This is a genomic window from Devosia aurantiaca, assembly GCF_011058215.1.
In the GTDB taxonomy this organism is placed as follows: domain Bacteria; phylum Pseudomonadota; class Alphaproteobacteria; order Rhizobiales; family Devosiaceae; genus Devosia; species Devosia aurantiaca.
Genome location: NZ_JAALFG010000005.1, coordinates 52,443 through 72,644, shown reverse-complemented (window position 1 = coordinate 72,644; position 20,202 = coordinate 52,443). Strand labels below are relative to the sequence as shown.

Below are 20,202 nucleotides of genomic sequence, written 5' to 3'. Positions count from 1 at the left end.
ATGAAATGCGCGCGGAAATCGAAAAGACCGTTGCCGAAATCGAGCAGGTTCTGACCCTGCTGAGGAGGCATCTTTGACTGGGATACTGCACAGGTCCGTCTCGACGCGCTGAACGCGCAAACCGAATCTCCCGACTTCTGGAACGATCCGGAAAAAGCCCGCGTCACCATGCGCGAGCGCGACGAACTCGATGTTGCGGTCAAGGCCGTACGCGAGCTCGAGACCGGCATCGCCGATAATGTCGAACTGATCGAGCTCGGTGAAGCCGAGGGCGACGGCGAGATCGTGCGCGACGCCGAAGCCGCGCTGATCGAGCTCAAGGGCAGTGCCCGGCGTCGCCAGATTGAAACTTTGCTTTCCGGCGAAGTCGACAGCAATGACTGCTATGTCGAAATTCACTCCGGCGCCGGTGGCACCGAGAGCCAGGACTGGGCCAACATGCTGTTGCGCATGTATACCCGCTGGGCCGAGCGCCGGAAGATGAAGGTCGAAGTGCTCGAAATGCACGACGGCGAAGAAGCCGGCATCAAGTCGGCGACCATCCAGATCAAGGGCCACAATGCCTATGGCTGGCTCAAGACCGAAAGCGGCGTCCATCGCCTCGTTCGCATCAGCCCATACGACTCCGCTGCCCGTCGCCACACTAGCTTCTCCAGCTGCTGGGTTTATCCGGTGGTCGACGACTCCATCGATATCGAAATCCGCGAAGCCGACCTCAAGGTTGACACCTATCGCGCATCCGGCGCCGGCGGCCAGCACGTCAACACCACCGACTCGGCCATCCGTATCACCCACGTGCCTTCCGGCATCATCGTGGCCTGCCAGCAGGAGCGCAGCCAGCACAAGAACCGTGCAACGGCCATGAACATGCTCAAGGCTCGTCTCTATGAGCAGGAGTTGCAGAAGCGCGAAGAAGCGGCCAACGCCCAAGCTGCCAGCAAGACCGATATCGGCTGGGGCCACCAGATCCGTTCCTACGTGCTGCAGCCCTACCAGATGGTCAAGGACCTGCGAACCGGCGTTGAAAGCGGCCAGCCCTCAGTGGTGCTGGATGGCGATCTCGACGAGTTTATGGAAGCGGCCCTGGCCCAGCGCGTCGGCGTCGCCACCGACGTAGCTGCCGACTAGCCCTGGCCCAGCATAACCCCAAGCCGTTTCCCGGCATCGAGGAACGGCTTGGGATCGAGCGCATTTTCGCCCCGCCGCACCTCGAAGTGAAGGTGCGGACCGGTCGAACGTCCCGTCGATCCGACCTTGGCGATCGGCGTCCCCGTCGTCACCTTCTGTCCCTCGCGCGCCAGCTGTGCGCTAAGATGCGCATAGCGGCTGACGATCCCATTGGCGTGGCGCACTTCCACCACCTTGCCATAGCCTGAGCGGTCGCCGACAAAACTGACGACCCCGTCGGCCGCGCTGAAAACCGTCGTTCCAGAAGCGGCAGCAAAATCCAGACCGGAATGAAACGCCTTGCGCCCAGTAAACGGATCGCTCCGATTGCCGAAGGTCGAGCTCTGCCGGAAATTGCCCGAGATCGGCATATGTACCGGCGCTGAATTGACCCCATCGCGCGCCGCCTTGTAGCGCATCAGCGCATCCATGACCGAATTGGCATCATCGATCATCGGCGAGCCCTCGCCGTCCGAAGCCTCCAGCAGCGGTCCGCCAACGCCGCTCAGCCCCGCTTCGGGCAGTTCCAGCGCAATTCCCAGCCGATCCATTTCGCTGACGATGCCGTCGGTTCGCTCATTGGCCGCGCTGGCGATACCCACCATCGCCTGCTGCGTCTCGGTCATCATCTGGTTCACCGATGCCGCGGTCGCTGCAACATCCGGATTCCCCGAAATCGTCGGTGCTGCGACGGGCGGCGTGCCACGCATCTCGATCGAGGCAATGCCCAATTGATCCGCCTTTTCGACGAGCGCCTTAACCAGCTGATGCTGTTCCAGTAGCACGTCCTGCTGCTGAGATAGCTCCTGCAGCTGCAGGTTGATGTCACCGGCCTGAGCATAGGAGCGCGAATGGAGACGATCGATCTCGACCCGCATCTGCGCGAGCCGATCCTCGTAGGCAGTCACGACTAGCTCGTTCTGCCCGCCCATCAGCCGCGCGATATCTGGGGCCATCAAAAGCGCCGTGCCGGAAAGCGCGTTGCCGCCGAGCAGCACCGCGAACATGCCGTAGAACAGCGCTGGGTGGATGCCGGCGCGAATAGCTCTTTGCCCCTGCTCAACCCGTCTGAACACCGCACCGCCCTCACGCACTCACATGGTGAACCGATTATGAGCGCGCTTGGTTAAAAAGCCGAAAACGTCAGGCGCCGACCTCGCCGGCAATCACTTCATCCAGCGCCTCCAGCATCTTGGCGGCATGGCCCTTGATCCGCGTCGCCCGGATGATGCGTGCGATCCGCCCATTCTGGTCGATGATGATGCTCGTGCGCACAAGCCCCATGAACTCGCGCCCATAAAGCTTCTTCATCTGCCACAAGCCGAACGCCTCGATAATTTTCCGTTGCGGATCAGCAGCCAACGGCACTTTCAATCCGTACTTCTCTCTAAACTTCTTGTGCGTTTCCGAAGTATCAGGTGAGACGCCGACAAGGAAAGTGTCGCGAACGCTGAACGCATCCGAGAGCGCAGAAAACTCCTGATTCTCATCAACGCAGCCACCAGAGTCATCCTCAGGATAGAAAAACAGCACGATCGGATGGCCCGCTAGTGCTTGGCTGCTAATGGCTGTGCCATCATCACGGTGAAGCGTGAAGTCTGGGGCAGGGTCGCCCTCGTTCAGATGCGTCATCGTCTATCCCCTTGTTAAGTCACTGCGATAGGGCTGTTGGCGCCACATTCCAGCCGGTATCATTGGGCATTGGACCGCCTGCGGGCGGATGATTCTGCGAGCAGGGTAGCGGCCCGGCTCGCCTGGTATGGCGGCAGTGAACCAAGCATCTAGTCCAGACCATACCCTTGATCCTGCGCCAACCGCCAAGCCGCGGCAAAGGTCGAAATCGCGACGGGCCTTCAAGGTTGCGGTCTGGCTTCTCGGCATTCCCTCAGCCATCCTCATCCTGCTCTATATTACGCTGCTGATTACCCCGATCCGCCTGCCGTTTACCGGTCCCGCCATTCGCGGCTTCGTGCAGTCCTTTATCCCGCCATCTGCCGATCTCTCCATGGGCGATATGGCGCTCGCGCTCGAGGGCGGCGTCTGGCCCGTGATCCGCTTCGCGCCGGTTCAATATCGCGACACCAAGAGCGGCGCTTTCATCGCCATGGAAGCGCTCGAGGTCGGCTTTTCGCCCGCCCGCGCCCTTTTTGGCCAACCAGGCACGACCATCACCGTCGTAGCCCCACACGTGCAGATCATCCAAGATCTTTATGGACCACGCCCTGGCCGTTTCGAGGTGGTGGAAGGCGAAAACGGCGCCATCTACACCATTCGTGTGCTCGAAGGTGAAGACACCTTTCCGCCCATCGCCATTTCGCCTACCGGCATCGCCAATAGCGCTGGCGAAGCCCCGCCGATGCGCTCGGACAATGACTGGCTGATCTACAATCTTGAAGCCAGCGAACAGTCGCTCAGCGACCTCGTCCAGCAAACCGAGCTCGGCCGCTTCTCCCGTCTCGTGGTGCGGGATGCCCGCATTGACATGACCGATCCGGTCTACGGCATCTATCGCGAGATCGCTGCTGCCAATCTCGATATCGGCCCGGATGCCCGCACAGGCACGACCGTTGGCGAGTTTTCCGCCCTGATCGGCGGCCGCACCGTGATCGGCAGCATCGAGCGCTCCCTGGACGAAGACGGCACCCGCCGCCTTCAGGCCGACGTCACCAATCTCGATTTTTCCGCCCTCATGCCTTTCGTCGATGACCGTGACAGCGTCGCGGCCATGCGTGGCGCCGGTGCGGTGTCGATCGATGTGACCTTCACCGGCGACACCGGCAAGTTGATCGATGGCGAATTCAAGATCGACCTGACCGGCCTCGATCTGCGCCTTGAGGACGACTATTTCCCCATCGCCAGCTCGATCCTCGACATCTCATGGTATCCTGAGCTCGGACAATTCTCCCTGGCGGAAGGGACGCTCCAGATCGGCAACAGCCGCGCCATTATCGCCGGCGTCTTCGCCATGGGGCTCGACCAAAAATATGGACCGACCGTCGGCATGTCGATCGACGCGCGTGAGGTCAGCATCAACCCCAATGATCTGGCGACGCCCGCCGTCCCATTCGACACGGTAGAGTTTTCCGGTTGGTCAGCGCCGCTTTACGGCGCACTCGGTATCGACCGGCTGGTTGCTCGACGCGGCAATGCTTCGGTGGCCACCGCCGGGCGGATCGATCTCGTTCAGGACGGCATTGGCATCGACATGTCCGTGGCCGGGCAGGGCATCACCGCCGACGATTTCAAACGCCTCTGGCCATACATCATGGGCGGCGAAAGCCGGGACTGGTTTGTCGCCAATGTCCCACAAGGAACAGTCAAGAACGCCCGCATGGAGTTCAATTTCCCGGTCGGCGCCATGGACTTCACCGGCGGCAGCGATCAGCCTTTGCCGCCGGACAGCATGGACATCGAGATCAATGGAGAAGGCGTCGCCATCAAAGCGACCGAAGCCATGCCGCCCATCCAGATTATCGGTGAAACTCGCATCGCCTATGACGGCAATTTCTCCGTGTCCGGCGGCGGCGGCCGGGTCGAGACAGCTGGCGGCGCCATAGAGATCCGGAACCCGGCCTTGGTCATGGACAACACCAACCCAGAGGAGCCGATCGTCGAGATATCGGGCGACGTCAACGCACCCATTCCAGCCCTGATCGCGCTTGCCCAGGAACAACAGCCCGACGCGCTAAGCGCCGTCGAACTGCCACTCGATCTCCAAAGCCTCACCGGCACGCTCGACCTCGGGCTCGTCGCCACCATTGCCCTTGCCGACGAAGAGCAGAAACGGCCGATGAAGATCGATTATGTCGCCAACGGCACCGTCGCCGATTTCGGCAGCGCGGAGCCGATCGAGGGCCGCGCCATCAGCAACGGTCAGCTTTCCTTCTCGGCCAATCAGGCCGGCTATCAGCTCGGCGGCACCGCAGATATCGACGGCATGGTCGCTGAAATATCGGTGGAAGGCACGCCCACCACCGACCCCGCTCTTCGCATTGCATCGACGGTCGCCGTCGATGACCTCGCTGCTATGGGTTTTGACGCGTCCGAGTTCTTGAGCGGCCAGGTTCAGTTCGTTGCGCAGCCGACGACGGACGGAGCCCTCCAGATGTCCGTTGATCTGGAGGGCGCTGGCCTCGACATTAGGGACCTCGGCATTTCCAAAGCTCTCGGCACGCCCGGGACGCTCGAGGCGATCATTCGCCCCGATGGCGAGGTAACCCACCTCGAAGACATCTCCCTGTCCTTCGGCGATGTTCGCCTCGCCGGAGTTCTGGACTTCCACGCAACCGACGGCCTCGTTTCGGCGAAGTTCGATACCTTCGCCTTGAGCAAGGGTGACAGCGCACAGGTGGAGCTTGCCCCGCTCGAAGGCGGCTTCGACGTCACCATTCGCGGTGCGCAGCTCGATCTGAAACCCATGCTCGGACGCTTCTTCAGCCTCGACACCGGCAGCGGCGGCATCGAGACCACTCAACTCGATCAGTCTATAAACCTCGATGTGCAGCTCGATCGAGCGATCGGCTTCTACGCCACGACCGCCTTCAACCTCGATCTCGATCTGGCACTTCGCAATGGCGAACTTTCGCGCGCGATCCTCTCCGCCCAGTTCGACGAAGGCAATGCCATCTCCGTCACGACCAATCCGGCGCCCAACGGACGCTCACTTTCGGTTGCCTTCAACGACGCCGGGACGATCCTGCGCCTCCTCGGCGTCTACTCACAGCTGGCCGGTGGTTCCGGCAGCCTGGTGATGACCACCGACCGCAAGCAGGATGTCGAAGTCGGCCAGCTCGTACTGCGCAACTTCGCCATCGTCGACGAGGACAACGTCGCCCAGATCGTCGGCAACCACGCCGATTCGCGCGACGCCATCGCCTTGAACAATCGCCTCGATTTCACGGCTGGCGAGGTTACCTTTGTCCGGCGCGACAAGAGCGTCGAAGTCACCAATGCCGTCGTTGCTGGCGCAACGGTCGGCGGTAACCTGCGCGGCTTCATCTATACCGATCGCGGCCAGTACGACCTCACCGGCACCTTCGTCCCGCTCTTCGGCCTCAACAATGCCTTTGCGCAAATCCCCCTGCTCGGGCCCTTGCTCGGCGGCCGCGACAGCGAAGGCCTGGTCGGCGTCACCTTCGCCGTCCGTGGACCGCTCGGTCAGCCGCAATTCGTCGTCAACCCGCTCTCCATCCTCGCCCCCGGTTTCCTCCGCGAACTCTTCGAGTTCCGCCAGGGCACAACATCTACCGCACACTAAAAAAGGCGCCGCTTTCGCGACGCCTTCTTGTTTTCACTGCTTTCTACGGGGCAGGCTGGGGAGATTTATACCGGCTTGATCAGCGCATGCCGCTTCTTGCCGACCGAAAGCTTGATCACGCCTTCCGGCAACAAGGCATTGTCCGCAAGACTAAGCTTTTCGTCCTCGATTACCGCATCGTTGACCCGTACCGCGCCGGATTGCACATGCCGACGCGCTTCGCCGTTCGACGCAGCTAAACCAGCCTTGACCAAGGCCGCCAGCACGCCAATTCCGGTCGCAAGCTCCGCATGCGTGACTTCGGCGGTCGGCAGCGACAGATCAAGCTTGCCGGTCTCGAATGTCGCACGCGCCGTTTCCGCGGCTTCTTCCGCCGCAGCACGGCCGCGGATCATCGCGGTGACTTCGGTCGCGAGCCGCTTCTTGGCTTCGTTGATGTCGCCAGCAACGATCCGGGCGACCTCGTCCAGAGGCAGCGTCGTATAAAGCTTGAGGAACCGCTCGACGTCCGCGTCCTCGGTGTTCCGCCAGTACTGCCAGAAATCGTAGGCCGAAAGGAGGTCCGGATTGAGCCAGATGGCGCCGTTCATCGACTTGCCCATCTTCTGGCCGGATGCTGTCGTCAGCAACGGCGTCGTCAACGCGTAAAGCTGCGGCGTGCCCATGCGATGGCCGAGGTCGATGCCGTTGACGATATTGCCCCACTGATCCGAACCGCCCATCTGCAACCGCACGCCATAGCGCTTGTTGAGCTCGACGAAGTCGTAGGCCTGGAGGATCATGTAGTTGAATTCGAGAAAGCTCAGCGACTGCTCGCGATCGAGCCGCTGCTTCACCGAATCAAAGCTCAGCATGCGATTGACCGAAAAATGCTGGCCCACATCGCGCAGGAACTCGAGATAGTTCAGCGGCAAAAGCCATTCGGCATTGTTGAGCATCAGCGACTTGCCATCGCCGAAATTGAGATAGTTCGAAAACACCTGCTTGATGCCGTCGATGTTGGACTGGATGGTGTCCACCGTCATCAGCTTGCGGGCTTCGTCCTTGAACGATGGATCGCCCACCATGCCGGTACCGCCGCCCATGAGGGCAACAGCGCGGTGGCCGGTCTTTTCCAGCCAATGCAGCATCATGATCTGGATCAAGCTGCCCACATGCAACGACGACGCCGTCGGATCAAAGCCGATATAGGCGGTCACGGTCTCGGTGGCGAAAAGCTCGTCAAGCCCGGTCTCGTCGGAAACCTGATGAATAAAGCCGCGCTCGGAGAGGGTGCGGAGGAAGTCGGATTTAAACTTGGTCATTTGGTCATCACTGAGAAAAGTGAGACCTCATGGTGAGCCTGTCGAACCACGAGGTCGGTGCACGCGGGACCCCGACCTTCGACAGGCTCAGGATGAGGTCCCTTCCAACAAATCGCCAAATGCGCGCTGTTAGCTCAGCGCCCGCCACCGTCCGCGATCTCCTGACGGCGACGGTCGAGATACTCGGCGCACGCCGCGGTCAGTTCATCGATCTTGCCTTCGTAGAAGTGGTTTGCACCCTCAACGATCTGCTGTTCGATGGTGATGCCCTTCTGCGTCTTGAGCTTGTCGACGAGCTTTTGCACCGAACTCGGCGGCGCCACGCGGTCCTTGTCGCCATGAATGATCAGGCCCGACGAAGGGCAGGGGGCAAGGAACGAAAAGTCGTAGAGGTTTTCCGGCGGCGACACCGAAATGAAGCCTTCGACTTCAGGCCGGCGCATCAGCAATTGCATTCCGATCCAGGCACCGAAGGAGAAACCGGCGATCCAGCAGCCGCGCGACTCGCGATTGATGATCTGCAGCCAGTCGAGCGCCGCCGCAGCGTCCGAAAGTTCGCCGATGCCATGGTCGAACATGCCCTGCGAGCGGCCGACGCCACGCGAGTTGAAGCGCAACACCGAAAAGCCGCGTTCGGCGAACATGTAAAAGAGATTATAGACGATCTGGTTGTTCATCGTCCCGCCGAACTGCGGGTGCGGGTGCAGCACGATGGCGATCGGAGCGTTAGGCTCCTTGCCTGGCTGGTACCGGCCTTCGAGGCGTCCCTCGGGACCGTTGAAGATCACTTCTGGCATGGAATGTTCCGGCCTTTCCGGCTCTGTGGCAGCGGCCTTTCGATAGCTGGGGAACGCCCGTGCGCGGCTTGACTAACCGCGGGTCGAACCCTAAAACATGGCTCCGAAAGTCACTTTAGAATTGTTCAAAAAGTGGTTTCTGGCCGTATCCGGCCATCAGGTGCGCCCCTTGTAATGAAGTTGGGCGCGAAAATTCAAGAAGTGTTTGGTCGATAGGGCGCCCGAGCGTCCCGGATCAAGCATTATAGCTATGTTGGGCGTGCATCGCCCGGAAGGCGCAATGACGAGACCGGCGATCTATCTTGATCATAATGCCGCGTCCCCGCTTCGACCCGAAGCGCGGGCAGCGCTGCTTGCCGCGCTCGATCTGGTCGGAAACCCGTCCTCCGTCCACGCCCACGGCCGCGCGCTGCGCGACACGATCGAAACCGGCCGCCGCCAGGTCGCACGCCTCGCCGGCGCCGAACCCAAGCAGGTTGTCTTCACCGGTTCCGCCACCGAAGCCATCACCCAGGCCATCGTCAGCGGCAGCAAGACCTTTGCCTCAAACGCCATCGTCATCAGCGCTGGCGAGCATGCCGCCGTCTCCAAGGCCGCCGAAGCCACTGGTCTTCCGGTCTGGACCATCGGTCTTGATGCAGATGGTCGCATCGACCTCGATCAATTCGCCGCAGCGATCACCCGCGCTGATGCCGAGAACCTGTCGTTGCTCGTCGCTCTTCATTGGGTCAACAACGAAACCGGCGTCGTCCAGCCTATCACCCGCATCAACGCAATGGTCGGCCCGACCCGTCACACACTGTTCATCGATGCCGTCCAGGCTTTCGGCAAGCTACCCCTCGATTTCGCCGCCTCCGCACCCGATATGATGGCCATCAGCGGTCACAAGATTGGCGCCCCAGCCGGCATCGGTGCGCTGCTGGTCAAGAGCCATGCCGATCTGGTGCGTCTGATCCCCGGTGGTGGCCAGGAACAGGGTCGTCGCGGTGGGACGGAATCTGCGGCCCTGATCGCGGCCTTTGGCGCTGCGGCCGAGGCCACGAACTACGATGCGGAAGCGATGAGGGGGTTGACGCGCCACGTCGAGCTTGGCCTGCGTGCTATGGCCCCGGACGTAACGATCTTCGGTGAAGCCGCCGAGCGTATCGGCAACGTCGTCGACTTTGCGGTGCCCGGCATTCGCAACGCCACCGCGATGATGTCGCTTGATCTGGCCGGTATCTCGGTCTCGTCCGGATCGGCCTGTTCCTCGGGCAAAGTTGGCGCCAGCCACGTGCTCGCCGCCATGGGCGTCGACAAGGCCCTTGCGGAATGCGCGCTCCGCGTCAGCTTCGGCTGGAATTCGACGGTGGAAGACGCCGACGCGTTCCTTGCTGGTTACCAATCGATCGTCTCGCGCCAGCGGCGCGCGGGGCAGGCGGCCTAGTCGCCATAGACCAAGACTATGCGTTCGCGACGGCCTTGAACCGTCGATGGACATAAGGAGAGCCTGATGACGGACTACGGAATTCCCACGCTCAAGGAAGAGATCGATCGGGAAACCGTCGAGCAAGTGCTCGCGCTTGACGTCGACAAATACAAGTACGGCTTTGAATCCGATATTGAATCCGACGTCGCGCCGGTCGGCCTGACCGAAGACACCGTGCGCATGATCTCCGCCAAGAAAGACGAGCCGCAATGGATGCTCGACTGGCGGCTCGAGGCATTCCGCCGCTGGCAGACCATGGAAGAGCCCAACTGGGCCAAGGTCCATTACCCCAAGATCGACTTCCAGGCGATCAGCTACTATTCCGCCCCCAAGAGCTTCAAGGGTCCGAAGAGCCTCGACGAAGTCGATCCGGAGCTTCTGGCCACCTACGCCAAGCTCGGCATTCCACTGAAGGAACAGGCGATCCTCGCCGGCGTCGAAGGCGCGGCCGAGAGCGTCGGCACGCCCTTTGGGGCCAATGTCGCCGTCGACGCCGTGTTCGACTCGGTTTCCGTCGTCACCACCTTCCGCGAAGAGCTCGCCAAGCAGGGCATTATCTTCTGCTCTATCTCGGAAGCCGTTCGCGAGCATCCCGAACTTGTCCAGCAATATCTCGGCACCGTCGTCCCGGTCACCGACAACTATTATGCAACACTGAATTCCGCCGTCTTCACCGATGGCTCCTTCGTCTACATCCCCAAGGGCGTTCGCTGCCCGATGGAGCTGTCGACCTATTTCCGCATTAACGAAAAGAAGACCGGCCAGTTCGAGCGCACGCTGATCATCGCCGATGACGACAGCTACGTCTCCTACCTCGAAGGCTGCACCGCCCCGATGCGAGACGAGCACCAGCTCCACGCCGCAGTGGTCGAACTCGTCGCTCTCGACAATGCCGAGATCAAGTACTCGACGGTCCAGAATTGGTACCCCGGCGACAAGAACGGAAAGGGTGGCATCTACAACTTCGTCACCAAGCGTGGCGATTGCCGCGGCGTCAACTCGCACATTTCCTGGACTCAGGTCGAAACCGGCTCGGCCATTACCTGGAAATATCCCAGCTGCATCCTCCGCGGTGACGGCTCGCGTGGCGAGTTCTACTCGATCGCTATCTCCAATGGCTACCAGCAGGTCGATAGCGGCACCAAGATGATCCACCTGGGCAAGAACACGTCCAGCCGCATCATCTCCAAGGGCATCGCCGCCGGCTTCTCGGACAACACCTATCGCGGCCAGGTCTCGGCCCACGCCAAGGCCAAGAATGCTCGCAATTTCACCCAGTGCGACTCGCTGCTGATCGGTGACAAGTGCGGCGCGCACACCGTGCCTTATATCGAGAGCCGCAACGGCACTGCGGTGTTCGAGCACGAAGCGACGACGTCCAAGATCTCCGACGACCAGATGTTCTACTGCCAGGCTCGCGGCCTTTCGGAAGAAGAAGCGGTGGCGCTGATCGTCAACGGCTTCGTCCGCGACGTGCTTCAGCACCTGCCCATGGAATTCATGGTCGAAACGCAAAAACTGATCTCGATCAGCCTCGAAGGCAGCGTCGGCTAACTCGATCGATTGAGACCTCATGGTGAGCCTGTCGAACCACGAGGTCGGGCACTCAACTACCGGCGCCGAGATGGCAGCCGACCGGAGCACAAAATGACGACCCCCGTTCTTGAAATCCGCAACCTACATGCCCGCATCGAGGATCGTGAAATCCTCAAAGGCGTGAACCTCATCATTCCGCCGGGTGAAGTTCACGCCATCATGGGCCGCAATGGCTCAGGCAAGTCGACGCTGAGCTATGTGCTGGCGGGCAAGGAAGACTACGAAATCACCGAAGGCGAGGTGCTGCTTAACGGCAAGAATATCTTCGAAATGGGTGCCGACGAGCGCGCGGCTGCTGGCCTCTTTCTCGCCTTCCAGTACCCGATCGAAATCCCGGGCGTTGCGACCATGACCTTCCTCAAGGCGGCGCTCAATGCGCAACGCAAAGCGCGCGGTGAAGATGAACTGAAGACCCCGGAGTTCATGCGCCTCGTCAAGGAAGCCGGTGCTCAGCTCAATGTCGATAGCGATATGCTCAGGCGCCCGCTCAATGTCGGTTTCTCCGGCGGCGAAAAAAAGCGCGCCGAGATCATGCAGATGGCGCTGCTCAAGCCCTCGCTGGCGGTGCTCGACGAGACCGACTCCGGTCTCGACATCGATGCGCTGCAGGTCGTGTCCAAGGGCGTCAACTCGCTCCGTGACGGTCAGCGCTCCATGCTGGTCATCACCCACTACCAGCGCCTCCTCAACCACATCGTGCCAGACGTGGTCCACGTCTTCTCGGACGGTCGCATCGTCGAGAGTGGTGACAAGTCGCTGGCGCTCAAGCTGGAAGCCGAAGGCTACGCCAACTACGGCGGTGAGGCTGCCTGATGGTCCGCCCCAACTTCCCTGTTCGCCTCGGCGCTGCCGAAGAGGCGCTGATCAATCAGCTCAAATTCGCTGGTGCGGATCAGGCTGCTGAGCGCATTACTGTAGCCGGCCTGCCGACGCGCCGCGTCGAAAGCTACCATTACACCGATCTGAAAACCCTGCTGCGCGCGGTTCCGCCGATGGCCCAGCCGGCAAACCAGGTTGATGTGCCAGCACTTGATCTGCCAGGCTCGTACAACTTGACGATCGTAAACGGCGTCGCTTCCCAGCAGGGGACCGCTCCTGCCGGAGTCACCGTTGGGACGGTCCGTGGCGGCGTATTGACCACGCGTGATGACACGCTGATCCACATCAACAACGGTCTCGTGCGGGAAGCCATGTCGCTCGACATCGCCCCCGGCGTCGATCAGATCATCCAGATTGCGCGTCGCATCGAAGGTGTGGCCGCCCACGTTGCGGATGCGCTCAAAATTTTCGTTGCCGACGGCGCCACGGCCACGATCGTCGAAACCTTCACCGGCTCCGACGCGGCCCATGTTGGGAATCACGCGACCTATCTTGCACTCGGCAAGGATGCAGTGGTGACCCACGTCACCGTTGATCTCAGCGGTCGCGACACTTCGCACTTTGCGACCAACGAATATCATCTCGCCGACGGCGCCAAGCTGCGCACGCTAATCATCCACGCCGGCTCTGATCTGGCCCGCACGCACCTGTACCCGCGCATGGCCGGGCAGGGTGCCCATGCCGATGTCACCGGGCTCAACCTCGTCTCCGAGGGCCAGCACGCCGACATCACCATGGAAACCAATCACGCGGTGCCGAACACTTCTTCGCAGCCGCTGTTCAAGTCCATCACGCGCGGTCGGTCCAAGGCCGTGGTGCAGGGCAAGCTTGTCGTCGCTCGCGACGCGCAGAAGACCGACGCCAAATTCATGCATCAGGGCCTGATGCTGTCCGACGACGCCGAAATCCTGAGCAAACCCGAGCTCGAAATCTACGCCGACGATGTTGTCTGCGGCCACGGGTCGACCTGCGGCAAGCTCGACGAAGACAGCCTGTTCTATCTCCTCAGCCGCGGCATCCCCAAGGCTGAAGCCGAAACGATGCTCGTCCGCGGCTTCATAGCTGAACTCGTCGACCCCATCGAAAATGAAGCTCTGGCGGAAGCGCTTAACGGCATCATCGATACCTGGCTGCTGGCCGGGAAGTAACGCGAACTCTCGGTTGTTGCAGCCCTCCCCCTTGAGGGGAGGGACCGAGGGTGGGGGTCGTATGGTGGGTCACTGATGGACCCCAACCCCCAACCCCTCCCCTCTAGCGGGAGGGGAACACACCACTGCGGTGGAGACATAATGACCTTCGACCTCGAAAAAGTCCGCGCCGATTTCCCGATCCTGTCCGAGCAGATCCACGGCAAGCGCCTCGTCTACCTCGACTCCGGCGCTTCGGCACAAAAGCCGGTGCAGGTTCTTGATCGCATGGATCGCGGTTTTCGCCACGAATATGCCAACGTTCACCGCGGCCTCCACACCCTCGCCAACCGCGCCACCGAAGGCTACGAGGCCGGCCGCGAAAGCGTGCGGCGTTTCCTCAATGCCGGTCGCATCGAAGAAGTCATCTTCACCAAGTCGGCGACCGAAGCGATCAACCTCGTCGCGTCTTCCTTTGCCGGACCGCGCATTGGCGAAGGCGACGAGATCGTGCTGACGACGATGGAGCACCATTCCAACATCGTCCCCTGGCACTTCCACCGCGAGCGCAAGGGCGCGGTGCTGCGCTGGGTCGACGTCCGCGACGACGGTAGCTTCGACATCGACGCTTTCGAAGCAGCCCTCACCGACCGCACCCGCATGGTCGCCATCACCCACATGTCCAATGTGCTCGGCACCATCACGCCGATCAAGCAGGTCGTCGAGATTGCCCACGCGCGCGGCATTCCCGTGATGGTGGATGGCTCGCAGGGCGCCGTGCACACCAAGGTGGACGTGCAGGATCTTGACGCCGACTTCTACATCATGACCGGCCACAAGCTTTATGGCCCCACCGGCATCGGCGTCCTCTACGGCAAATACGATCTCCTCGCCGAAATGCAGCCCTATCAGGGCGGTGGCGAGATGATCGAAACCGTCACCCTCGACGACATCACCTACAACGAGCCACCTCACCGCTTCGAAGCCGGCACCCCGCCCATCGTCCAGGGCATGGGCCTCGGCGCCGCGCTCGACTACATGGACGCTCTCGGCCGTGACGCCATCGCTGCCCACGAACACGAAGTCGCCGAATATGCGCAGGAGCGCCTCAGCCGCATCAACTCGCTCCGCCTCATCGGCACCGCGCCAGGCAAGGGCGGTATTTTTGCCTTCGAGCTGGCGTCGGCCCACGCCCACGACGTAGCCACAATTCTTGACCGCTACGGCATCGCCGTTCGCGCCGGCACGCATTGCGCGCAGCCGCTGTTGAAACGCTTCGGCGTCACCTCTACCTGCCGCGCCTCCTTCGCCCTATATAATGGCAAGGACGACGTAGATGCGCTGGTTGACGGCATTGAGCGCGCCCAGAAATTTTTCGCTTAAAGGTTGGCACATGACCGAAGACGTTATTGATACCCGCATTCAGCCGACCATGCCGACCACTCTGCCGGAAGGCGAAGTCGAGCGCATCACCACTGATCTGATCGGCGCGCTGAAAACCGTCTACGACCCGGAAATCCCGGTCGACATCTATGAGCTCGGCCTAGTCTATCGCGTCGACCTTGACGACAACCGCAACCTCACCATCGACATGACGCTGACCGCGCCAGGCTGCCCGGTTGCTGGCGAAATGCCGGGCTGGGTGGAAAACGCCGCGCGGTCCGTCGAGGGCATCCAGGACGTTCAGGTCAACATGGTCTTCGATCCGCCCTGGGATGCGTCCCGCATGAGCGAAGAAGCGCAAGTCGCGTTGAACTGGTGGTAATGCGGCGCGTTTCGCACTATATATCGTGAAACGCCGATAAAGGTCTCCGGATGCCCTTCAAGATCATGTCCCTGAGCGATGCCGCTGCCGAGCGCATCACCGAGATCATCGAAGATAGCAATAAGCCTGTCGTCGGCCTCCGCGTAGGCATCAAGAATGCTGGCTGCGCTGGTGTGAGCTACACCATGGACTATGTCGAAGCGCCAATCGCCGGCGACGACCATGTGGAAGATCACGGCGTCAACGTTTGGGTCGATCCCAAGGCGACGATGTATCTCCTCGGCACGGTCATGGATTTCGAAGAGTCCAAGATGGGCTCGAGCTTCACCTTCAAGAATCCCAACCAGACCGGCGCTTGCGGCTGCGGCGAAAGCGTGACGCTTGCCCCGGCTGACCTCAAGGCATTGGCTGAGGCCAGGGCAGGGGCATAGCCTCCTCTTCCTTCTCCCTTCGCGGGAGAAGGTCCTTCGAGCGTTGCCAAGAAAGCAACGCTCGTGCATATCCCAAGCATGCAGCCGCTCCCGCCCGCCCTTACGATCACCCCGCCCAATCGCCCGCTTTCCGGCCGCGTTTCACCGCCCGGATCGAAGTCGATCACCAATCGTGTCCTCCTGCTCGCAGCGCTGGCAAACGGCACGAGCCGCCTTACCGGCGCGCTCAAGAGCAAGGACACGACCTTGATGGCCCGTGCGCTTCGCGAGATGGGCGTCACGGTCGAAGAGCCGGACGCGACGACTTTCCTTGTTACGAGCGATGGCAAGCTTCGCACGCCAGCGGCACCACTCTTCCTAGGGAACGCCGGCACCGCCACACGCTTTCTCACCGCCGCGGTCGCTACTCTGGACGGAACGGTCATCGTCGACGGCGATGACGAAATGCGCCTGCGCCCGATCGGGCCGCTGGTAGACGCGCTCAACGCCCTTGGCATATCTGCCGAAGCGCCCAGCGGCTGCCCGCCAGTCACCATTTACGGCACTGGCCGCTTCGGAAAGGGCCGGGTGGAAATCGACGCTTCGCTCTCCAGCCAATATGTCTCGGCCTTGCTGATGGCCGCGCCATTTGGTGACGGGCCCATCGAAGTTGCGCTCGCCGGCAAGGACATCGGCGCCCGCGGTTATGTCGACCTGACCTTGGCCGCCATGCGCGCCTTTGGCGCCGATGTCACCGAAGCTGGTGACGGCGCATGGTTGGTGCAGTCCACCGGCTACCACGCCACCGATTTTCACGTCGAACCCGACGCCTCCGCTGCGACCTACCTCTGGGGTATTGAAGCGCTTACCGGCGGCACGATTGACCTCGGTGTCGCGGCCGATGCCTTCACGCAGCCCGACGCGGCAGCGCAGGCCGTCATTGCCTCATACCCCAACATGCCTGCCGTCATCGATGGCTCGCAAATGCAGGACGCCGTACCGACCCTTGCGGTAGTCGCCGCGTTCAACAATATGCCGGTCCGCTTCGTCGGCATCGCCAATCTCCGCGTCAAGGAGACTGACCGCATCCGCGCCGTCGCCAATGAGCTCAACCGAATTCGGCCAGGTCTCGCGACGGAAGAAGGTGATGATCTTCTGGTTGCCTCCGACCCAGCTCTCGCCGGCCAGAACTTGCCGGCGCGCATCGAAACCTACCACGATCACCGCATTGCCATGAGTTTTGCTCTCGCCGGTCTAAAGATCGCAGGGATCACGATCCTTGATCCCGCCTGCACCGGCAAGACTTACCCGCAATACTGGGACATGCTCGAAGGTCTCGGCGTAAAACTGACGCCGTCCAACTGAACTAGCTCGACAGTAGAGCTCATCCTGAGCCCGTCCAAGGACGAGGTTGTGGCACAATCTGGCTACCCGACCTCGTGGTTCGACAGGCTCACCATGAGGTCTAAAGGCGCCCTCAAGCCGCGGAAGCATCCTTCGGAGCCTCAACAATGTCCACCAACTCGCTTTCGCTGACCACGCGATTGCGACCGGCGTGTTTCGCCGCATAAAGGCAGCGATCCGCCCGTTCGATCAGCGACACGGCATTGTCGTTCGGGTTGAAGCTGGCCACGCCAAAGGACGCTGTGATGCGACCGAGCTTCTCGTTGGTCGAGCGCTTCAGCAATTCCTTGGCTTGGATCGCCTTACGGACGTTTTCAGCGACGATCACCGCGCCATGAAGGTCGGTAAAAGGCAGCACCGCGACAAACTCTTCGCCGCCATAACGCGCTGCCAGGTCCTTGCCCTTGATATTGGACTTGAGCGTCATCGCCACAAGGCGAAGCACCTGGTCGCCGGTCTGGTGACCATAGGTATCGTTGAATGTCTTGAAGTGATCAATATCGGCCAGGATCAGGCTGACCGGCGTGTTGGTTTCCCGCGCTTCGGTTAGGGCGTCTGCAAGACCCTCATCGAAACTTTTGCGGTTTGCGATCTTGGTCAGCGGGTCGAGCATCGACTCGCGGCGCACGTCGTCGAGGTCGCGTTGAAGCGAGGAAATATCGTCGCGCGACGCCTCAAGCTTTTTCGAGCTCGAGGTTGGTTTCCTGCATCCGGCGGGTTTCGCTGAGAAGCCGCGCCGCCAGCGCCTTCATGTCTGCGTCGGAAAGGTCGCCCTCGAGGTCCCCAGTCGCCGATTGCAACGATCCGGAATAAGAACTCGCCGTCGACATCGCCGTGTCGATCGCATCATGCACCGCCTCGATGCGGGCATGCATGCGTTCGGAAACGCTCGACATGCGCTCGGTCATGTCGGACTTCAGAAACTCGTTGAAGAGCGTTTCCGCCAGCTCCGATGACGGCTTCTCGCCACCACGAAAAATCGAATTAAGCCGGGTGTTGAGCGACGGGTTGACGCCCGTCGCATAGGTGTAGAGCAACTCATAAAACTGCGGGTAGGGCGGAATGCCGCTGCGCTTCAGAAGATCGAACGCCGCATTGGCATAGCCTAGCGCTCGCGTAAATTCCTGATCCGACACCGCCCACCCCGCGCTTCGTTGCGCCCGGCCCGGCATAAGCCGGACCCGAGTCGTCTGCCCTTGATAGCGCCATCAAAATCAGGCGCCAACCTCAGCAAGCCCAGTTTCGACAGATGTCCGCTAATATTCCGTTCCGATTATTGCGATATACGTGTTGGCCGCAACAAAAAGGCCGGAATTGGCCCTGCATCGCCAAACGGCGTGTCGGAAGTCTCTTCCTCGACCGGCCGTTCACTTGGCCGACGTCGGCGATTCTCTACGCGGGCAGGGCTTTCCGAGGTAAGCGCATCAACATCATCCGACGTGGTTGCTTGCTCGTTCGACTTTTCTGGCCGTCGACGGTTGCTCTGCGACTTGGCGCGTGCAGGACGCTCGGCCTTGCCCTCGTCCTCGGTTGCAACGTCGTCAGTCGCTTTAGCTTCGACGGCTTCCTCCGGCCGGGTGCGTTGCCTGTCAGGTTTACCGGCACGCCCACGGCGTCCCCGGCTCGGCTTGGCTTCGGCCTCTTCACCTGACGTCTCTTCAGTCGGCGCCGCTTTCGAGTTTACGTCGAGGTAGTCGATAGGCTTCTGGATAAGCTTGAGTATGGCATCGAGATGCTTGCCATCGGCAGGCGCGACTAGCGTATAGGCGACGCCCGACCGACCCGCGCGACCGGTTCGGCCAATGCGGTGCACATAGTCTTCGGCATGCACCGGCACATCGAAGTTGAAGACATGGCTCACCGCCGGGATATCGAGCCCGCGTGCGGCCACATCGCTGGCGACCAGAAGCGTCAGCCGGTTGCCCTTAAAGGCATCCAGCGTCTCCATACGGCTTTTCTGGTCCATATCGCCGTGCAGCGCTCCGGCCGAAAAACCGTGCCGTTCCAGCGAACGGGCGAGGGTCGCCACATCACGCTTGCGATTGCAAAAAATGATGGCGTTGGTCAGCCCTTCAGAGGCGCGGATGAGGTCGCGCAGCGTCGCGCGCTTGTCCTCGGGCTTGGACCCGACCTTAACCAGCTTCTGGTCGATCGTGTCGGCCGTCGAAGCCGTGCGCGACACCTGCACATGCACGGGGTCTTTCAGGAACTTCTTTGTCAGCCGCTCGATCTGCGGATCCATCGTGGCCGAGAACAGCATGGTCTGCCGGCGGGGCGGCAGGCGCGAGGCGATCTTTTCGATGTCGTCGATAAAGCCCATGTCGAGCATGCGATCGGCTTCGTCGATGACGAGGATCTCGACCCCGGTCAGCAAAATCTTACCGCGATCGAACTGATCGAGCAGCCGGCCGGGTGTCGCGATAAGGACGTCGACGCCACGATCGAGTTTCTTGTTCTGGTCTTCAAAGGACACGCCGCCAATGATCAGCGCCATCGTCAGCCGATGGTTCTTGCCGTATTTCTCAAAGTTCTCGGCGACCTGGGCCGCCAGCTCGCGCGTCGGCTCGAGGATCAACGTGCGCGGCATGCGGGCGCGGGCGCGCCCATTTTCGAGCAGCGTCAGCATCGGCAAGACGAATGAGGCGGTCTTGCCGGTGCCGGTCTGGGCAATACCGATCAGGTCCTTCTTTTGCAGAAGGTGAGGAATGGCCTGTGCCTGAATTTCGGTCGGCTTCGTATAGCCGGCTGTGGCAACCGCATCGGCTACCTTGCTGGAAAGGCCAAGTCCGGAAAAGTCGTCGGTCAAGTCGCGTTATCCGTTCAGATGAGTGCCCGAAGCCGGATCCAGTTCGACCAATTCGAACGGTGCGTCGGGGTGGTCCGTTGCGCCGCTAAAGAGCGTAGGCAACCAGTGGCCACTGGGCGGCAAGGAGCATTGCGGACGTGGCCCTGAGGCATCTGGGAGCCGGCGGAAATCCGCCAGCCGGAGTGCTCCAGCGGCGCGGACCATAGCGCAAACCCCTTGCGA

Annotated in this window: 17 protein-coding genes; 10 read left to right on the top strand and 7 right to left on the bottom strand. The window is 61.4% G+C overall.

Annotated features, from left to right (window positions below; genetic code table 11):
- Positions 1-5 precede the first annotated feature (5 nt).
- Positions 6-1,128, top strand: a protein-coding gene (gene prfB, locus G5575_RS17700) for a peptide chain release factor 2 (protein ID WP_164535479.1) whose coding sequence is annotated in 2 segments (ribosomal slippage) — positions 6-74 and positions 76-1,128 — 1,122 coding nt in all. Because the reading frame shifts where the segments join, the coding sequence is not laid out codon by codon here.
- On the opposite strand, the gene G5575_RS21955 is transcribed toward prfB, so the two are convergent.
- Both G5575_RS21955 and G5575_RS17690 read right to left on the bottom strand, forming a co-directional pair.
- Positions 1,125-2,243, bottom strand: a complete 1,119-nt coding sequence (locus G5575_RS21955) for a M23 family metallopeptidase (RefSeq protein WP_207633247.1) — start codon at positions 2,241-2,243, stop codon at positions 1,125-1,127. The two genes, prfB and G5575_RS21955, sit on opposite strands and share 4 nt — an antisense overlap.
- Before the next feature lie 67 nt (positions 2,244-2,310).
- On the bottom strand, positions 2,311-2,799 hold the full coding sequence (locus tag G5575_RS17690; protein ID WP_164535478.1) for a peroxiredoxin: 489 nt from the start codon (positions 2,797-2,799) through the stop codon (positions 2,311-2,313).
- Between the two features lie 136 nt (positions 2,800-2,935).
- Between G5575_RS17690 and G5575_RS17685 the strand changes: the two genes are divergently transcribed.
- The gene (locus G5575_RS17685) at positions 2,936-6,424 is read left to right on the top strand and encodes an AsmA-like C-terminal region-containing protein (RefSeq protein WP_164535477.1); all 3,489 of its coding nucleotides are present in this window, start codon (positions 2,936-2,938) and stop codon (positions 6,422-6,424) included.
- Between the two features lie 65 nt (positions 6,425-6,489).
- Here G5575_RS17685 and tyrS read toward each other — a convergent pair whose 3' ends face one another.
- Both tyrS and G5575_RS17675 read right to left on the bottom strand, forming a co-directional pair.
- Positions 6,490-7,728, bottom strand: a complete 1,239-nt coding sequence (gene tyrS / locus G5575_RS17680) for a tyrosine--tRNA ligase (RefSeq protein WP_164535476.1) — start codon at positions 7,726-7,728, stop codon at positions 6,490-6,492.
- Between the two features lie 134 nt (positions 7,729-7,862).
- Complete coding sequence (locus tag G5575_RS17675) at positions 7,863-8,525, bottom strand: alpha/beta hydrolase (RefSeq protein ID WP_164535475.1); 663 nt, start codon at positions 8,523-8,525, stop codon at positions 7,863-7,865.
- Between the two features lie 280 nt (positions 8,526-8,805).
- Between G5575_RS17675 and G5575_RS17670 the strand changes: the two genes are divergently transcribed.
- From G5575_RS17670 to G5575_RS17635, 8 genes are all read left to right on the top strand, one after another.
- Complete coding sequence (locus tag G5575_RS17670; RefSeq protein ID WP_164535474.1) at positions 8,806-9,951, top strand: cysteine desulfurase family protein; 1,146 nt, start codon at positions 8,806-8,808, stop codon at positions 9,949-9,951.
- Between the two features lie 66 nt (positions 9,952-10,017).
- Positions 10,018-11,547: a Fe-S cluster assembly protein SufB gene (gene sufB, locus G5575_RS17665; RefSeq protein WP_164535473.1), complete on the top strand. Its 1,530-nt coding sequence runs from the start codon at positions 10,018-10,020 to the stop codon at positions 11,545-11,547.
- Between the two features lie 93 nt (positions 11,548-11,640).
- A complete protein-coding gene (gene sufC, locus G5575_RS17660) occupies positions 11,641-12,402 on the top strand; it encodes a Fe-S cluster assembly ATPase SufC (RefSeq protein ID WP_164535472.1) in 762 nt (253 codons plus the stop codon).
- Complete coding sequence (sufD, locus tag G5575_RS17655) at positions 12,402-13,616, top strand: Fe-S cluster assembly protein SufD (protein WP_164535471.1); 1,215 nt, start codon at positions 12,402-12,404, stop codon at positions 13,614-13,616. The genes sufC and sufD overlap by 1 nt, the downstream gene beginning before the upstream one ends.
- Positions 13,617-13,757: 141 nt before the next feature.
- Positions 13,758-14,978 carry a cysteine desulfurase gene (locus G5575_RS17650; protein ID WP_164535470.1) on the top strand — a complete coding sequence of 407 codons (1,221 nt, stop codon included), beginning with the start codon at positions 13,758-13,760 and terminating at the stop codon, positions 14,976-14,978.
- A gap of 49 nt (positions 14,979-15,027) precedes the next feature.
- Positions 15,028-15,360: an SUF system Fe-S cluster assembly protein gene (locus G5575_RS17645; RefSeq protein ID WP_233280669.1), complete on the top strand. Its 333-nt coding sequence runs from the start codon at positions 15,028-15,030 to the stop codon at positions 15,358-15,360.
- 50 nt (positions 15,361-15,410) lie between these two features.
- Positions 15,411-15,791: a HesB/IscA family protein gene (locus tag G5575_RS17640; protein WP_164535468.1), complete on the top strand. Its 381-nt coding sequence runs from the start codon at positions 15,411-15,413 to the stop codon at positions 15,789-15,791.
- 78 nt (positions 15,792-15,869) lie between these two features.
- Positions 15,870-17,135 carry a 3-phosphoshikimate 1-carboxyvinyltransferase gene (locus G5575_RS17635; RefSeq protein ID WP_164535467.1) on the top strand — a complete coding sequence of 422 codons (1,266 nt, stop codon included), beginning with the start codon at positions 15,870-15,872 and terminating at the stop codon, positions 17,133-17,135.
- A 112-nt stretch (positions 17,136-17,247) separates the two neighbouring features.
- Here G5575_RS17635 and G5575_RS17630 read toward each other — a convergent pair whose 3' ends face one another.
- The 3 genes from G5575_RS17630 to G5575_RS17620 form a co-directional block, all read right to left on the bottom strand.
- The gene (locus G5575_RS17630; RefSeq protein ID WP_164535466.1) at positions 17,248-17,802 is read right to left on the bottom strand and encodes a GGDEF domain-containing protein; all 555 of its coding nucleotides are present in this window, start codon (positions 17,800-17,802) and stop codon (positions 17,248-17,250) included.
- Between the two features lie 46 nt (positions 17,803-17,848).
- Positions 17,849-18,310, bottom strand: a complete 462-nt coding sequence (locus G5575_RS17625; protein WP_164535465.1) for a hypothetical protein — start codon at positions 18,308-18,310, stop codon at positions 17,849-17,851.
- 137 nt (positions 18,311-18,447) lie between these two features.
- The gene (locus G5575_RS17620) at positions 18,448-19,980 is read right to left on the bottom strand and encodes a DEAD/DEAH box helicase (RefSeq protein ID WP_164535464.1); all 1,533 of its coding nucleotides are present in this window, start codon (positions 19,978-19,980) and stop codon (positions 18,448-18,450) included.
- Positions 19,981-20,202 lie beyond the last annotated feature (222 nt).

Bases quoted from the DNA above. Each gene is read 5' to 3' on its own strand.
- G5575_RS17690 (WP_164535478.1), bottom strand. From the start codon at position 2,799: ATGACGCATCTGAACGAGGGCGACCCTGCCCCAGACTTCACGCTTCAC.
- tyrS (WP_164535476.1), bottom strand. From the start codon at position 7,728: ATGACCAAGTTTAAATCCGACTTCCTCCGCACCCTCTCCGAGCGCGGC.
- G5575_RS17675 (WP_164535475.1), bottom strand. From the start codon at position 8,525: ATGCCAGAAGTGATCTTCAACGGTCCCGAGGGACGCCTCGAAGGCCGG.
- G5575_RS17670 (WP_164535474.1), top strand. From the start codon at position 8,806: ATGACGAGACCGGCGATCTATCTTGATCATAATGCCGCGTCCCCGCTT.
- sufB (WP_164535473.1), top strand. From the start codon at position 10,018: ATGACGGACTACGGAATTCCCACGCTCAAGGAAGAGATCGATCGGGAA.
- sufC (WP_164535472.1), top strand. From the start codon at position 11,641: ATGACGACCCCCGTTCTTGAAATCCGCAACCTACATGCCCGCATCGAG.
- sufD (WP_164535471.1), top strand. From the start codon at position 12,402: ATGGTCCGCCCCAACTTCCCTGTTCGCCTCGGCGCTGCCGAAGAGGCG.
- G5575_RS17650 (WP_164535470.1), top strand. From the start codon at position 13,758: ATGACCTTCGACCTCGAAAAAGTCCGCGCCGATTTCCCGATCCTGTCC.
- G5575_RS17645 (WP_233280669.1), top strand. From the start codon at position 15,028: ATGCCGACCACTCTGCCGGAAGGCGAAGTCGAGCGCATCACCACTGAT.
- G5575_RS17640 (WP_164535468.1), top strand. From the start codon at position 15,411: ATGCCCTTCAAGATCATGTCCCTGAGCGATGCCGCTGCCGAGCGCATC.
- G5575_RS17635 (WP_164535467.1), top strand. From the start codon at position 15,870: ATGCAGCCGCTCCCGCCCGCCCTTACGATCACCCCGCCCAATCGCCCG.